The sequence below is a fragment of the Shigella sp. FC1567 genome (assembly GCF_001743015.1).
In the GTDB taxonomy this organism is placed as follows: domain Bacteria; phylum Pseudomonadota; class Gammaproteobacteria; order Enterobacterales; family Enterobacteriaceae; genus Escherichia; species Escherichia coli.
In genome coordinates, this window is the sequence record NZ_MIIV01000221.1 from 15545 (window position 1) to 31171 (window position 15627).

A 15627-nucleotide genomic window follows, 5' to 3' on the forward strand; every position below is an offset into this window, starting at 1 on the left:
GATGTTACGTATTGCGGACAAAACGTTTGATTCACATCTGTTTACCGGCACAGGGAAATTCGCTTCTTCACAACTGATGGTGGAGGCGATCCGCGCTTCCGGCAGCCAGCTGGTGACACTGGCGATGAAACGTGTCGACTTGCGCCAGCACAACGACGCTATCCTCGAACCGCTTATCGCGGCGGGTGTGACCCTGCTGCCAAATACTTCCGGGGCGAAAACAGCGGAAGAAGCCATTTTCGCCGCCCATCTGGCACGTGAAGCGTTAGGCACAAACTGGTTAAAATTAGAGATTCCCCCTGACGCCCGCTGGCTGTTGCCCGATCCCATCGAAACTCTGAAAGCCGCCGAAATGCTGGTACAACAGGGATTTGTCGTGCTGCCTTACTGCGGGGCCGATCCGGTATTGTGTAAACGTCTGGAAGAAGTCGGCTGTGCAGCGGTGATGCCGCTCGGCGCGCCGATTGGCTCGAATCAGGGACTGGAAACCCGTGCCATGCTGGAGATTATTATCCAGCAGGCCACAGTTCCGGTGGTTGTCGATGCTGGCATCGGCGTTCCCAGCCATGCAGCGCAGGCCCTGGAAATGGGGGCCGACGCGGTGTTAGTGAATACGGCGATTGCCGTAGCGGACGATCCCGTCAACATGGCGAAGGCATTTCGTCTGGCGGTAGAAGCAGGCCTGCTGGCACGTCAGTCCGGACCGGGCAGCCGCAGTCATTTTGCTCATGCCACCAGCCCGCTGACTGGATTTCTGGAGGCATCGGCATGAAAACCTTCAGCGATCGCTGGCGACAACTGGACTGGGATGACATCCGCCTGCGTATCAACGGCAAAACGGCTGTTGACGTAGAGCGGGCGCTAAATGCCTCGCAATTCACCCGCGACGATATGATGGCGCTGTTATCGCCAGCCGCCAGTGGCTATCTGGAACAACTGGCCCAACGGGCGCAGCGTCTGACCCGTCAGCGATTTGGCAACACAGTTAGTTTCTACGTCCCGCTTTATCTTTCCAATCTTTGCGCTAACGACTGCACGTACTGCGGATTTTCCATGAGTAATCGCATCAAGCGCAAAACGCTGGATGAAGCGGATATTGCCAGGGAAAGCGCCGCTATACGGGAGATGGGCTTTGAACATCTGCTATTAGTCACTGGTGAACATCAGGCGAAAGTGGGGATGGATTACTTTCGTCGTCATCTCCCCGCCCTGCGTGAACAGTTCTCTTCACTACAAATGGAAGTGCAACCGCTGGCGAAGACGGAATACGCCGAGTTAAAGCAGCTTGGTCTGGATGGCGTGATGGTTTATCAGGAGACATATCACGAGGCGACTTATGCCCGCCATCATCTGAAAGGCAAAAAACAGGACTTCTTCTGGCGGCTGGAAACGCCGGATCGGCTGGGGCGTGCGGGGATTGATAAGATAGGCCTCGGCGCGCTAATTGGCCTTTCCGACAACTGGCGCGTTGACTGCTATATGGTTGCCGAACATTTGCTATGGCTGCAACAGCATTACTGGCAAAGCCGTTACTCTGTCTCCTTTCCGCGCCTGCGCCCGTGTACTGGCGGCATTGAGCCTGCGTCGATTATGGATGAACGCCAGTTAGTGCAAACCATCTGCGCCTTCCGACTGCTTGCACCGGAGATTGAACTGTCACTCTCCACGCGGGAATCACCGTGGTTTCGCGATCGCGTTATTCCGCTGGCGATCAATAACGTCAGCGCCTTCTCGAAAACGCAGCCAGGTGGCTATGCCGATAATCACCCCGAGTTGGAACAGTTCTCACCGCACGACGATCGCAGACCGGAAGCGGTTGCTGCCGCGTTAACCGCTCAGGGTTTGCAGCCGGTATGAAAAGACTGGGACAGCTATCTGGGACGGGCCTCGCAAAGACTATGAGACGGAATGTAAGAACGTAAATTTATTCCGAGCCGCTACGGAAGATGAAAAACGCAAGGTTGTTGAAAGCGTTGTGTTTTTTTATGGTAGTGCCGTCAGCAGGAATGTTGTCCAGGGCGAAAAGCTTCTTCCTCGTTTCGCCCTGCCTTTCTTAAAAATTCCGTAATGCAAAGTCTGAAGCCATCGCCTGTTGAGCAATGAAAGAGATCTGATTGTAAGAGAGTAAATACTCAACTATGATAGAGACGAAAATAAGAACACATGTTCTCATCTTCCAGGATGCAGCAGACTGAAGAAATTCAGACATCCCGCAACCTGCGATTATCGCAAGGTCAAGGCAAAGTCCGGTAATGGCGTTCTGAATACCAGAGATAATTCTCTGGCGAAACCCACCTTAAGGTGGGTTTTGTTATTTTGAGGGCTGAGGAAGCTGCTTATTTCTCAATAAGTTGTAGGCAATGGTGAAAAATTTCACTGATTTACCTTTCTGTTTTTCAGAAATGGGATAAGCGCTAGTTACATGCAAACGGAGTTTTTTCTTTTCCCTGAAAGCCCTGAACGCAACAAAGTAAAATGCCTTATCTCCTCCGTCTAAGTCCACCTCAATCACGGCATAGCTACCATACCCGGCATGAATAACGTTGCTTTCTGGCAGCGCCAAAATAGTTCTTTTTAAGTGTGTGCGCGCTAAGTTATAACGGTGCTGGCAGAAGGGACGAGATTCTTTAGGCGCGTGGTACATTAACGATTGTTTTTCTTCGTTCGTCTGATGTTCATAATCTTTTGTGAAGCAGTGAAGAGAGTAGGTAACCCAAAAGCGATACTCTAAAGGCTCTTTGCCCTCATGATGCTGAACGTAGACAGCCTGATGAGCATCAAGAAATGATAAATCACGAATATCACCATCCGGATGTCCAAAAGGTCGCCACTTTTCCACTTCCTGTTTCATTCTCGTTCCTTAAGAAAGTTACACAGGAATAGTATCGAATCCTTGCCGAGTTTGACTCAATTAGTTCAGTCAGTTTCAGGATATTAGTCATCTCTACATTGATTATGAGTATTCAGAAATTCCTTAAATATTCTGACAAATGCTCTTTCCCTAAACTCCCCCCATAAAAAAACCCGCCGAAGCGGGTTTTTACGTTATTTGCGGATTAACGATTACTCGTTATCAGAACCGCCCAGACCTGCGTTCAGCAGTTCTGCCAGGCTGGCAGATGCGTCTTCTGCAGTCACCTGCGGTGCAGCCGGAGCTTCACCCGCAGCACGGCGACGCATACGATCCTGGTGGTACGCGTAACCGGTACCTGCCGGGATCAGACGACCCACGATAACGTTCTCTTTCAGGCCGCGCAGTTCGTCGCGTTTGCCCGCAACGGCTGCTTCGGTCAGCACGCGAGTGGTCTCCTGGAACGATGCCGCGGAGATGAAGGACTCGGTTGCCAGAGACGCTTTGGTGATACCCAGCAGATCGCGGGAGTAAGTTGCACCCACTTTGCCGTTCGCTTCCAGTTCGCGGTTTGCGATCTTGACGCGAGAGTATTCAACCTGTTCGCCTTCCAGGAAGTCGGAGCTGCCCGCGTTAACGATGGTAGCTTTACGCAGCATCTGACGAACGATAACTTCGATGTGTTTATCGTTAATCTTAACGCCCTGCAGACGGTATACGTCCTGTACTTCGTTAACGATGTAACGAGTAACAGCATGAACACCACGCAGACGCAGAATGTCGTGCGGCGCTTCCGGACCGTCGGAAATTACGTCACCACGTTCTACACGTTCACCTTCGAACACGTTGAGCTGACGCCATTTCGGAATCATCTCTTCGTACGGATCGCTACCGTCTACCGGGGTGATAACAAGACGACGTTTACCTTTGGTTTCTTTACCGAAGGAAACGATACCGCTGATTTCAGCCAGGATTGCCGGCTCTTTCGGACGACGTGCTTCGAACAGGTCCGCAACGCGCGGCAGACCACCGGTGATGTCCTTGGTACCGCCGGATTCCTGCGGAATACGCGCCAGGGTGTCACCAGAGCTGATCTGTACGCCATCTTCCAGCTGAACAATCGCTTTACCCGGCAGGAAGTACTGCGCAGGCATATCGGTACCCGGAATCAGAACGTCGTTACCCTGAGCATCAACGATTTTCAGTGCCGGACGCAGATCTTTACCACCTGCGGTACGTTCTGCGGAATCCAGAACCACCAGCGAAGACAGACCGGTCAATTCGTCTGTCTGACGAGTAATGGTCTGACCGTCGATCATGTCAGTAAAGCGTACAAAACCGCTTACTTCGGTGATAACCGGCATGGTGTGCGGGTCCCAGTTTGCAACGGTTTCGCCGCCAGCAACCTGTTCGCCATCGCCTTTCGCCAGTACCGCACCGTAAGGTACTTTGTAGCTTTCTTTGGTACGACCGAATTCGTCGATCAGTTTCAGTTCAGTATTACGGGAAGTGATAACCAGTTTACCGCTGGAGTTCACAACCGACTTCACGTTGCTGAGCTTGATGCTACCTTTGTTTTTCACCTGGATGCTGGATTCAGCAGCCGCACGAGATGCCGCACCACCGATGTGGAACGTACGCATGGTCAGCTGTGTACCCGGTTCACCGATGGACTGTGCCGCGATAACACCGATTGCTTCACCCTTGTTGATGATGTGGCCACGCGCCAGGTCACGACCGTAGCAGTGCGCACATACACCAAAGTCGGTGTCACAAGATACAACAGAACGTACTTTAACCGCGTCGACAGAGTTCTCTTCCAGCAGGTCACACCACTGTTCGTGCAGCAGCGTGTTGCGCGGAACGAGGATATCAGCAGTACCCGGCTTCAGAACGTCTTCAGCAGTTACACGACCCAGTACGCGATCGCGCAGCGGCTCTTTAACATCACCACCTTCGATAACCGGAGTCATCATGATACCTTCATGGGTACCACAATCGTCTTCGGTAACCACCAGGTCCTGCGCCACGTCAACCAGACGACGAGTCAGGTAACCGGAGTTTGCAGTTTTCAGTGCGGTATCCGCCAGACCTTTACGAGCACCGTGGGTGGAGATGAAGTACTGGAGTACGTTCAGACCTTCACGGAAGTTCGCGGTGATTGGCGTTTCGATGATGGAGCCATCCGGCTTCGCCATCAGACCACGCATACCAGCAAGCTGACGAATCTGTGCCGCAGAACCACGCGCACCGGAGTCGGCCATCATGTAGATGCTGTTGAAGGAAACCTGCTTCTCTTCCTGACCGTCACGGTTAATCACGGTTTCAGTTTGCAGGTTATCCATCATCGCTTTGGATACACGATCGTTCGCCGCAGCCCAGATATCGATAACTTTGTTGTAGCGTTCGCCCGCAGTTACCAGACCAGACTGGAACTGCTCCTGAATTTCAGCAACTTCTGCTTCTGCCTCGGAGATGATTTCGTGTTTCTTCTCCGGGATGACCATGTCATCGATGCCAACAGATGCACCAGAACGCGCTGCATAGGCGAAGCCGGTGTACATGATCTGGTCCGCAAAAATAACGGTCGGTTTCAGACCGAGAATGCGGTAGCAGGTGTTCAGCATTTTGGAGATTGCTTTTTTACCCAGCGCCTGGTTGACGATGGAGTAAGGCAGACCTTTCGGTACAATCATCCACAGAATGGCACGGCCAACAGTCGTGTCTTTCAGGCTGGTTTTCGCTACTAATTCACCGTTTGCATCTTTTTCATACTCGGTGATACGCACTTTAACGCGCGCATGCAGAGAAGCCAGACCAGAGCGATACAGACGTTCTGCTTCTTTCGGGCCAGTCAGCACCATGCCTTCGCCTTTGGCGTTAACACAGTCACGGGTCATATAGTACAGACCCAGAACAACGTCCTGAGACGGAACGATGATTGGTTCGCCGTTCGCCGGGGACAGGATGTTGTTGGTAGACATCATCAGCGCACGCGCTTCCAGCTGGGCTTCCAGCGTCAGCGGTACGTGAACAGCCATCTGGTCACCATCGAAGTCGGCGTTATATGCCGCACAAACCAGCGGGTGCAGCTGGATAGCTTTACCTTCGATCAGTACCGGTTCAAATGCCTGGATACCCAGACGGTGCAGAGTCGGTGCACGGTTCAGCAGTACCGGGTGTTCGCGGATAACTTCGTCCAGGATATCCCAAACGACAGCTTCTTCGCGCTCAACCATTTTCTTCGCAGCTTTAATGGTGGTAGCAAGACCACGCAGTTCCAGCTTGCCGTAGATGAACGGTTTGAACAGCTCCAGCGCCATTTTCTTCGGCAGACCGCACTGATGCAGACGCAGGTATGGACCTACGGTGATTACAGAACGACCGGAGTAGTCAACACGCTTACCGAGCAGGTTCTGACGGAAACGACCCTGTTTACCTTTGATCATGTCGGCCAAAGATTTCAGAGGACGCTTGTTAGAACCGGTGATCGCACGACCGCGACGACCGTTATCCAGCAGGGCGTCTACCGCTTCCTGCAGCATACGTTTTTCGTTACGTACGATGATGTCCGGCGCAGCCAGATCCAGCAGACGTTTCAGACGGTTGTTACGGTTAATGACGCGACGATACAGATCGTTCAGGTCAGAAGTCGCGAAACGACCACCATCCAGCGGAACCAGCGGACGCAGATCTGGCGGCAGTACCGGCAGAACGGTCAGGATCATCCACTCTGGTTTGTTACCAGACTGAACGAACGCTTCCAGCAGTTTGATACGCTTGGTCAGCTTTTTACGCTTGGTTTCGGAGTTGGTTTCGTTCAGCTCTTCGCGCAGCTGTTCGCACTCTTGCTCCAGATCCATGCTCTTCAGCAGAGCCTGGATTGCTTCCGCACCCATCTTCGCGTCGAATTCGTCACCGAACTCTTCCAGCGCGTCCAGATACTGCTCTTCAGTCAGGATCTGCTGACGTTCCAGGTTGGTCATACCGCCTTCGATAACCACATAGGATTCAAAGTACAGTACGCGTTCGATATCGCGCAGCGGCATATCGAGCAGCAGACCGATACGGGACGGCAGCGATTTCAGGAACCAGATGTGCGCAGTCGGGGAAGCCAGTTCGATGTGGCCCATACGCTCACGGCGTACTTTAGTCTGGGTCACTTCAACGCCGCACTTCTCACAGATGACGCCACGGTGTTTCAGGCGCTTGTACTTACCGCACAGGCACTCGTAATCTTTTACCGGCCCAAAGATACGGGCGCAGAAAAGGCCGTCACGTTCTGGTTTGAACGTACGGTAGTTGATGGTTTCCGGCTTTTTAACTTCACCGAAAGACCATGAACGGATCATGTCTGGCGAAGCCAGAGCAATTTTGATCGCATCAAACTCTTCGGTTTTAGTCTGCGCTTTCAGAAACTTTAATAAATCTTTCACGGATTTGCTCCCGTCGGAGTTAGCACAATCCGCTGCCGGGTTTTAACCCGACAGCAGTGACCTGTTTGAGCGAGAATTACTCGTCTTCCAGTTCGATGTTGATACCCAGCGAACGAATCTCTTTCAACAATACGTTGAAGGATTCTGGCATGCCCGGCTCCATCTGATGGTTGCCGTCCACGATGTTTTTATACATCTTGGTACGACCGTTCACGTCATCAGACTTAACGGTGAGCATTTCCTGCAGGGTGTATGCTGCGCCGTATGCTTCCAGCGCCCACACTTCCATCTCCCCGAAACGCTGACCACCGAACTGTGCCTTACCACCCAGCGGCTGCTGAGTAACCAGGCTGTAAGAACCGGTGGAACGCGCGTGCATCTTGTCGTCGACCAGGTGGTTCAGTTTCAGCATGTACATGTAACCAACGGTTACCGGACGCTCGAACTGTTCACCAGTGCGACCATCGTACAGGCGGATCTGACCGGAAGTCGGCAGGTCGCCAAGTTTCAGCAGCTCTTTAATTTCTGCTTCTTTCGCACCGTCGAACACCGGCGTTGCGATTGGCATACCTTTGCGCAGGTTTTCAGCCAGACGCATAACTTCTTCATCGCTGAAGGTACTCAGGTCAACTTTCTGACGAACGTCAGCGCCCAGATCGTACGCACGCTGGATGAATTCGCGCAGTTTCGCGACTTCTTGCTGCTGTTTCAGCATGGCGTTGATCTTGTCGCCGATACCTTTCGCAGCCATACCCAGGTGGGTTTCGAGGATCTGACCGATGTTCATACGAGACGGTACGCCCAGCGGGTTCAGTACGATGTCTACCGGCGTACCGTTTTCATCGTAAGGCATATCTTCGATCGGGTTGATCTTAGAAATTACACCCTTGTTACCGTGACGACCTGCCATCTTGTCACCAGGCTGGATACGGCGTTTAACCGCCAGATATACCTTAACAATCTTCAGCACGCCCGGTGCCAGATCGTCGCCCTGGGTGATTTTGCGGCGTTTCGCTTCGAGTTTCTTCTCGAACTCGTGTTTCAGTTCGTCATACTGCTCAGCCAGCTGTTCCAGCTGATTTTGTTTCTCTTCGTCTGTCAGGCCCAGCTCCAGCCAGCGATCGCGCGGCAGTTTGTCGAGCTTCTCAGCTTCAACGCCACCGGCTACCAGCACAGCACGGATACGGCTGAACAGACCCGCTTCGAGGATCTGCAGTTCTTCAGACAGGTCTTTCTTCGCCTGTTTGAGCTGCATTTCTTCGATTTCCAGCGCACGTTTGTCTTTTTCTACGCCATCGCGAGTAAAGACCTGAACGTCGATAACCGTACCGGATACACCGTTTGGTACGCGCAGAGAAGAGTCTTTAACGTCAGAGGCTTTCTCACCGAAGATCGCACGCAGCAGTTTTTCTTCTGGGGTCAGCTGAGTTTCACCTTTCGGCGTTACCTTACCAACCAGAATGTCGCCACCGGTCACTTCCGCACCAATGTAAACGATACCGGATTCATCTAGTTTGGAGAGCGCAGCTTCACCCACGTTCGGGATGTCAGCGGTGATCTCTTCCGGCCCCAGCTTGGTGTCACGGGACACACACGCCAGTTCCTGAATGTGGATGGTGGTGAAACGGTCTTCCTGAACAACACGCTCGGATACGAGGATGGAGTCTTCGAAGTTGTAACCATTCCACGGCATGAACGCTACGCGCATGTTCTGACCAAGCGCCAGTTCACCGAGGTCGGTGGACGGACCGTCTGCCAGCACGTCGCCACGTTCAACCGGTTCACCCAGAGACACACACGGCATCTGGTTGATACAGGTGTTCTGGTTAGAACGGGTGTATTTGGTCAGGTTGTAGATGTCGATACCTGCTTCACCCGGATACATCTCGTCTTCGTTAACTTTGATAACGATACGGGAAGCATCCACGTACTGAACGACACCACCACGTTTAGCTACCGCAGTTACACCGGAGTCAACGGCAACAGCACGTTCCATACCAGTACCAACCAGCGGCTTATCAGCGCGCAGAGTCGGAACGGCCTGACGTTGCATGTTCGCACCCATCAATGCACGGTTGGCGTCATCGTGTTCCAGGAACGGGATCAGGGACGCACCGACGGATACCACCTGCTGGGTGGATACGTCCATGTAGTCAACCTGGTCGCGGCTGAACAAGCTGGATTCGCCTTTGCTACGGCAAGTTACCAGGTCTTCTACGAAGTGGCCTTCTTCATCCAGGTTGGAGTTCGCCTGGGCGATAACGTAGTTGCCTTCTTCGATAGCAGACAGGTAGTGAATTTCGTCAGTTACAACACCGTCGGTCACTTTACGATACGGAGTCTCAAGGAAGCCGTATTCGTTAGTCTGTGCGTACACGGACAGAGAGTTGATCAGACCGATGTTCGGACCTTCAGGGGTTTCGATTGGACATACGCGACCGTAGTGAGTCGGGTGTACGTCTCGAACTTCGAAGCCTGCACGTTCACGGGTCAGACCGCCTGGGCCGAGTGCGGAGATACGACGTTTGTGCGTAATCTCAGACAGCGGGTTGTTCTGGTCCATAAACTGAGACAGCTGGCTGGAACCGAAGAACTCTTTCACTGCTGCGGAAATCGGCTTGGCGTTGATCATATCCTGAGGCATCAGGGTATCCAGATCGCCCAGAGACAGACGCTCTTTCACCGCACGCTCTACACGTACCAAGCCAACGCGGAACTGGTTTTCCGCCATTTCGCCAACGGAACGGATACGACGGTTGCCGAGGTGGTCGATATCATCGACTTCGCCTTTACCGTTACGGATATCGATGAGCTTTTTCATAACATCAATGATGTCGTCTTTGCTCAGGATACCGGAACCTTCGATTTCTTCGCGCAGCAGAGAACGGTTGAACTTCATACGACCAACCGCAGACAAGTCATAACGGTCTTCGGAGAAGAACAGGTTCTCGAACAGGCTTTCAGCTGCTTCACGAGTCGGCGGCTCGCCAGGGCGCATCATGCGGTAGATTTCTACCAGTGCGCTCAGACGGTCGTTAGTTGGGTCGACACGTAAGGTTTCAGAGATATATGGGCCGTGATCCAGATCGTTGGTGAACAGCGTTTCGATACGCTTGTGACCAGACTGGCTCAGCTTAGCCAGCAGATCCAGGCTCAGCTCCATGTTCGCTGCGCAGATCAGCTCGCCGGTAGACTCATCAATATAGTCTTTAGCAACCACTTTACCTGCGATGTACTCAACCGGGACTTCGATAAGTTTGACGTCGTCTTTTTCCAGCTGGCGAATGTGGCGCGCAGTGATACGGCGGCCTTTTTCTACGTACACTTTACCGTTAGCTTCGATGTCAAAAGATGCGGTTTCACCACGCAGGCGTTCCGGCACCAGTTCCATCTGCAGCTTGTTATCACGGATTTCAAAGATAACTTTTTCAAAGAACAGGTCGAGGATCTGCTCTGTGGTGTAGTTCAGGGCGCGCAGAATGATGGTCGCAGGCAGTTTACGGCGACGGTCGATACGTACGAACAGGTTGTCCTTCGGATCGAATTCGAAGTCCAGCCAGGAACCACGGTAAGGGATGATGCGCGCGTTATACAGCACTTTACCCGAAGAGTGGGTTTTACCTTTGTCGGAGTCAAAGAAGACGCCCGGACTACGGTGCAGCTGGGAAACGATAACACGCTCAGTACCGTTGATAACAAAGGTACCGTTGTCTGTCATGAGCGGAATTTCGCCCATGTAGACTTCTTGTTCTTTAATGTCTTTTACGGTGCCTTCCGGCGCTTCGCGCTCATAGATCACCAGACGCAGTTTAACGCGCAGCGGTGCGGAATAGGTCACGCCACGGATTTGACATTCCTGGACGTCAAACACCGGTTCGCCAAGGCGGTAGCTGACGTATTGCAGCTCGGAATTACCGCTGTAGCTCTGAATCGGGAATACGGAACGGAAAGCTGCTTCCAGACCATACTGCCCTTCAGGATCTTGCTCGATAAATTTCTGAAACGAGTCAAGCTGGATAGAAAGGAGATAAGGTACATCCAGAACTTGTGGACGTTTACCAAAATCCTTACGAATACGTTTTTTCTCGGTATAGGAGTAAACCATAGGGTTCCTCAGCTCGCTGACAAGTCGACCCATCTGTCCATTGAGCGGACAGTTTGTGCAACACTATTTTGTTGACCGGAAAATGGAACACTTTCCGCAATGCCTGTTGCTATCACGCTTAAACCATTTCATTGCGATTTACACAGAACGGACGTCCTGTCGCAGTATATTAAGTCGTCGATAGAAACAAGCATTGAAAGGCACAGCAGTAGTCAAACAGTGTGAAACGCTACTGGCGCCTTACAGCGCAAAAAGGCTGGTGACTAAAAAGTCACCAGCCATCAGCCTGATTTCTCAGGCTGCAACCGGAAGGGTTGGCTTATTTAACTTCAACTTCAGCGCCAGCTTCTTCCAGAGCTTTTTTCAGTGCTTCTGCGTCGTCTTTGCTCACGCCTTCTTTCAGAGCAGCCGGTGCAGATTCTACCAGGTCTTTAGCTTCTTTCAGACCCAGGCCAGTTGCGCCACGTACTGCTTTGATAACAGCAACTTTGTTAGCGCCAGCAGCTTTCAGAATTACGTCGAATTCAGTTTTTTCTTCAGCAGCTTCAACCGGGCCAGCAGCTACAGCTACAGCAGCAGCAGCGGAAACACCGAATTTTTCTTCCATTGCAGAGATCAGTTCTACAACGTCCATTACAGACATAGCTGCAACTGCTTCAATGATTTGATCTTTAGTGATAGACATTTAAATTGTTCCTGAATATCAGAATAAGTTTATACGTAAGCGAATGCGTTAAAAAGATAACTGCGATTAAGCAGCTTCTTTCGCATCGCGTACAGCAGCCAGAGTACGAACCAGTTTGCCAGCCGAAGCTTCTTTCATGGTTGCCATCAGGCGTGCAATTGCTTCTTCGTAGGTCGGCAGAGTTGCCAGGCGGTCGATCTGAGACGCCGGGATCAGCTCACCTTCAAAGGCAGCGGCTTTGACCTCAAATTTTGCATTCGCTTTCGCGAACTCTTTGAACAGACGAGCAGCAGCGCCCGGGTGTTCCATAGAGTATGCAATCAGGGTCGGACCAACAAACGCGTCTTTCAGGCACTCGAACGGAGTACCTTCAACAGCACGGCGCAGCAGGGTGTTACGAACAACACGCATGTATACGCCAGCTTCGCGACCTGCTTTACGCAGTTCAGTCATTTTATCTACAGTTACGCCACGGGAATCCGCAACTACTGCAGACAGCGCGCCTTTGGCTACTTCGCTGACTTCAGCAACAATCGCTTGTTTGTCTTGAAGATTTAAAGCCATTAGCTTTGCTCCTGGATGTTTGCCAGAGAAAATCTCTGGAACTCACTTCACTCCTCCAAACGGAGAGAGCGTCTTAATTACGGTGAGCAGAAACAAGCCAGAATATAAAAGAATAATCTTAGCGTTCTGTCACCGTCTACGCAGGGGATTAAGTTTCTTGCGAAACTCCTGCGGTCTTCGACGGAGGCCTGGATAGGCCAAGCTCCAACGAACAAATCTTTTCTATCCGTCGCTATTCAACTTGTGGCGGCGTTGGCTTCCTTCATTCGCACCAGTCACATAGTTAGCTATGCTCTTGGCGACTCACTCAGTTGCCGCCTTGCCACAACCCGAATATCTCGGATATACGTCTGCATTAAGCATTATACGTGGGGGTAAGATTGTAGACAAAATCACCGCCCACGTAAAGGCATTAGTTTACAGAAGCGCTCAGGCCAGCCTGGTCAACTGCAACACCTGCACCCATGGTGGTGGAGATGCTAACTTTCTTGATGTACACGCCTTTCGCCTGAGTCGGTTTTGCTTTTTTCAGCGCAACCAGCAGAGCTTCCAGGTTTTCTTTCAGTTTGTCAGCGTCAAAGTCCACTTTACCGATGGTGGTGTGGATGATGCCGTTTTTGTCGTTACGGTAACGAACCTGGCCAGCTTTAGCGTTTTTAACCGCTTCAGCAACGTTCGGTGTTACAGTACCCACTTTCGGGTTTGGCATCAGGCCGCGCGGACCCAGAACCTGGCCCAGCTGGCCAACAACGCGCATTGCATCCGGAGAAGCAATAACAACGTCAAAGTTCATTTCGCCTTTCTTGATCTGGTCAGCCAGATCTTCCATACCTACCAGTTCTGCGCCTGCAGCTTTAGCAGCTTCAGCGTTTGCACCTTGGGTAAATACGGCTACGCGAACGGAACGGCCAGTACCGTGCGGCAGTACAGTTGCACCACGTACGTTCTGGTCAGATTTACGAGCGTCGATGCCGAGGTTAACAGCTACGTCCACGCTTTCTACGAATTTAGCAGTCGCCAGCTCTTTCAGCAGTGCGATAGCTTCGTTGATGTCGTACTGTTTGGTTGCATCAACTTTCTCGCGGATAACACGCATGCGCTTGGTCAGTTTAGCCATTTCTTAGTCCTCCACTACCAGGCCCATGGAACGTGCAGTACCTTCGATGGAGCGAGTCATCGCTTCAATGTCGGCACCAGTCATGTCGGCAGCTTTGGTCTGCGCGATTTCCTGCAGCTGAGCGCGGGAAATTTTACCCACTTTGTCTTTGTTCGGCTTACCGGCACCAGACTTGATACCAGCCGCTTTTTTCAGCAGAACTGCTGCCGGCGGGGTCTTGGTAACGAAAGTGAAAGAACGGTCAGCGTAAACGGTGATTACTACCGGAATCGGCAGACCTTTTTCGATGGAATCAGTTTTTGCGTTGAACGCTTTGCAGAATTCCATGATGTTTACGCCCTGCTGACCCAGAGCCGGACCTACTGGCGGACTCGGGTTAGCCATACCAGCTGCAACCTGCAGCTTGACATAGGCTTGTACTTTCTTAGCCATTATAAATTCCTCAAGTTGGGTAATAACGCCTCTGAGAGGCTCCCCGTGATATAAAAAATCGTTTTTACGGGCAAGGCCCATAAAAATAAAAGGCGCGAAATTGTATTCCAATCTCGCGCCTTGTGCAACGATTAAATCGCCGCTTTTTTGATCGCTGGGTTAGGCTTTTTCAACCTGGCTGAAGTCCAGCTCTACCGGGGTCGCACGACCGAAGATAGAAACAGACACTTTCAGACGAGATTTCTCGTAATCCACTTCTTCAACAACACCGTTGAAGTCAGCGAACGGACCATCATTAACACGGACCATTTCACCCGGTTCAAACAGCGTTTTCGGACGCGGCTTATCACCAACCTGCTGCAGGCGGTTCATAATCGCATCGACTTCTTTATCGCTGATTGGCGCAGGACGATCGGAAGTACCGCCGATGAAGCCCATCACTCGCGGTACGCTGCGCACCAGGTGCCAGCTCGCGTCGTTCATCACCATCTGAACGAGGACGTAGCCAGGGAAGAATTTACGTTCGCTTTTGCGACGCTGACCGCCACGGATTTCAACCACTTCTTCGGTTGGTACCATGACTTCACCAAACAAATCTTCCATGTTGTGTAATTTGATATGCTCACGCAGCGACGTTGCTACGCGGCCTTCAAAACCGGAAAACGCCTGAACGACGTACCAGCGCTTTTTAGGAGCTTCAGACATCTCAGAACCTCAGGCCAGTGATAAAGGATACCAGGCGAACCAGAATACCATCCAGTCCCCACAGGATCAGTGACATTACTGCGGTAACCGCAGCCACAATCAGCGTGGTGTGCAATGTTTCCTGGCGAGTCGGCCAAATGACCTTACGGACTTCGGTACGCGCTTCACGGGCAAAAGCAACGGTAGCTTTACCTTTTGTCGTTAACAGCGCGACACCACCCGCTGCAGCAATCAGAATTACTACGGCCAGCGCACGCAGCGGCAGCATAATGTCGCGATAAAGGTAGTTGCCGACAATCGCCACCAAGAGCAATGCCACCACAACGACCCACTTCATCGCTTCCAGGCCGCGCCCGCTTCCTTGAGCTTCGGTATTCGCACTCATAAACCAACCTGTCAGAAGTTTTCTACAAACATTTTCACCCCGCGATCGCGAGGCAAACCAAATCGAAACGCGTATTAGCTTTTCGGATTATACGCCCTCAACAGAGCCTGTCTCAGCAATGATTATGACAAAGAAAATCACTGATGAGCCAGGTTCTGGTACGAAAGCGTGCAAAAAGGGCATCAAATGATGCCCTTTTAGTGCGCATTGAGTCAAATGTTATCGGCAATTAGCTCAGAACTTTTGCTACAACGCCCGCGCCAACGGTACGGCCGCCTTCACGGATTGCGAAACGCAGACCGTCGTCCATCGCGATCGGGTGGATCAGGGTAACAACCATTTTGATG

General features: G+C 51.9%; 12 protein-coding genes. 2 read left to right on the forward strand and 10 right to left on the reverse strand.

The features are described 5' to 3' along the window. Nucleotide 1 precedes the first annotated feature (1 nt). Together thiG and thiH are read left to right on the forward strand one after the other, a co-directional pair. Nucleotides 2-772, forward strand: a complete 771-nt coding sequence (gene thiG / locus BHE85_RS13570) for a thiazole synthase (protein ID WP_001466517.1) — start codon at nucleotides 2-4, stop codon at nucleotides 770-772. Further along, the gene (gene thiH / locus BHE85_RS13575) at nucleotides 769-1857 is read left to right on the forward strand and encodes a 2-iminoacetate synthase ThiH (RefSeq protein WP_052270447.1); all 1089 of its coding nucleotides are present in this window, start codon (nucleotides 769-771) and stop codon (nucleotides 1855-1857) included. Before thiG ends, thiH begins: the two co-directional genes overlap by 4 nt. A 454-nt stretch (nucleotides 1858-2311) precedes the next feature. Here the strand turns inward: thiH and BHE85_RS13580 are convergent, their stop codons facing one another. From BHE85_RS13580 to BHE85_RS13625, 10 genes are all read right to left on the reverse strand, one after another. Further along, nucleotides 2312-2851 (reverse strand): heat-shock protein C, encoded by a 540-nt coding sequence (locus BHE85_RS13580; RefSeq protein ID WP_001307500.1) that lies wholly within the window; start codon nucleotides 2849-2851, stop codon nucleotides 2312-2314. A gap of 212 nt (nucleotides 2852-3063) precedes the next feature. Continuing rightward, nucleotides 3064-7287, reverse strand: a complete 4224-nt coding sequence (gene rpoC / locus BHE85_RS13585) for a DNA-directed RNA polymerase subunit beta' (protein ID WP_000653944.1) — start codon at nucleotides 7285-7287, stop codon at nucleotides 3064-3066. Between the two features lie 76 nt (nucleotides 7288-7363). After that, a complete protein-coding gene (gene rpoB / locus BHE85_RS13590) occupies nucleotides 7364-11392 on the reverse strand; it encodes a DNA-directed RNA polymerase subunit beta (RefSeq protein WP_000263098.1) in 4029 nt (1342 codons plus the stop codon). A 319-nt stretch (nucleotides 11393-11711) separates the two neighbouring features. Next, on the reverse strand, nucleotides 11712-12077 hold the full coding sequence (gene rplL, locus BHE85_RS13595) for a 50S ribosomal protein L7/L12 (RefSeq protein ID WP_000028878.1): 366 nt from the start codon (nucleotides 12075-12077) through the stop codon (nucleotides 11712-11714). 66 nt (nucleotides 12078-12143) lie between these two features. Next, complete coding sequence (rplJ, locus tag BHE85_RS13600; RefSeq protein WP_001207201.1) at nucleotides 12144-12641, reverse strand: 50S ribosomal protein L10; 498 nt, start codon at nucleotides 12639-12641, stop codon at nucleotides 12144-12146. A gap of 412 nt (nucleotides 12642-13053) precedes the next feature. Further along, complete coding sequence (gene rplA / locus BHE85_RS13605) at nucleotides 13054-13758, reverse strand: 50S ribosomal protein L1 (RefSeq protein WP_001096684.1); 705 nt, start codon at nucleotides 13756-13758, stop codon at nucleotides 13054-13056. Between the two features lie 3 nt (nucleotides 13759-13761). Further along, nucleotides 13762-14190: a 50S ribosomal protein L11 gene (rplK, locus tag BHE85_RS13610; protein WP_005009509.1), complete on the reverse strand. Its 429-nt coding sequence runs from the start codon at nucleotides 14188-14190 to the stop codon at nucleotides 13762-13764. A 159-nt stretch (nucleotides 14191-14349) separates the two neighbouring features. After that, nucleotides 14350-14895 (reverse strand): transcription termination/antitermination protein NusG, encoded by a 546-nt coding sequence (gene nusG / locus BHE85_RS13615; protein ID WP_001287516.1) that lies wholly within the window; start codon nucleotides 14893-14895, stop codon nucleotides 14350-14352. 1 nt (nucleotide 14896) lies between these two features. Further along, nucleotides 14897-15280, reverse strand: a complete 384-nt coding sequence (secE, locus tag BHE85_RS13620) for a preprotein translocase subunit SecE (RefSeq protein WP_001275702.1) — start codon at nucleotides 15278-15280, stop codon at nucleotides 14897-14899. Between the two features lie 229 nt (nucleotides 15281-15509). Next, nucleotides 15510-15627, reverse strand: a 118-nt coding sequence (locus BHE85_RS13625; RefSeq protein WP_000531012.1) for an EF-Tu C-terminal domain-related protein, incomplete at its 5' end; no start/stop codon positions are given.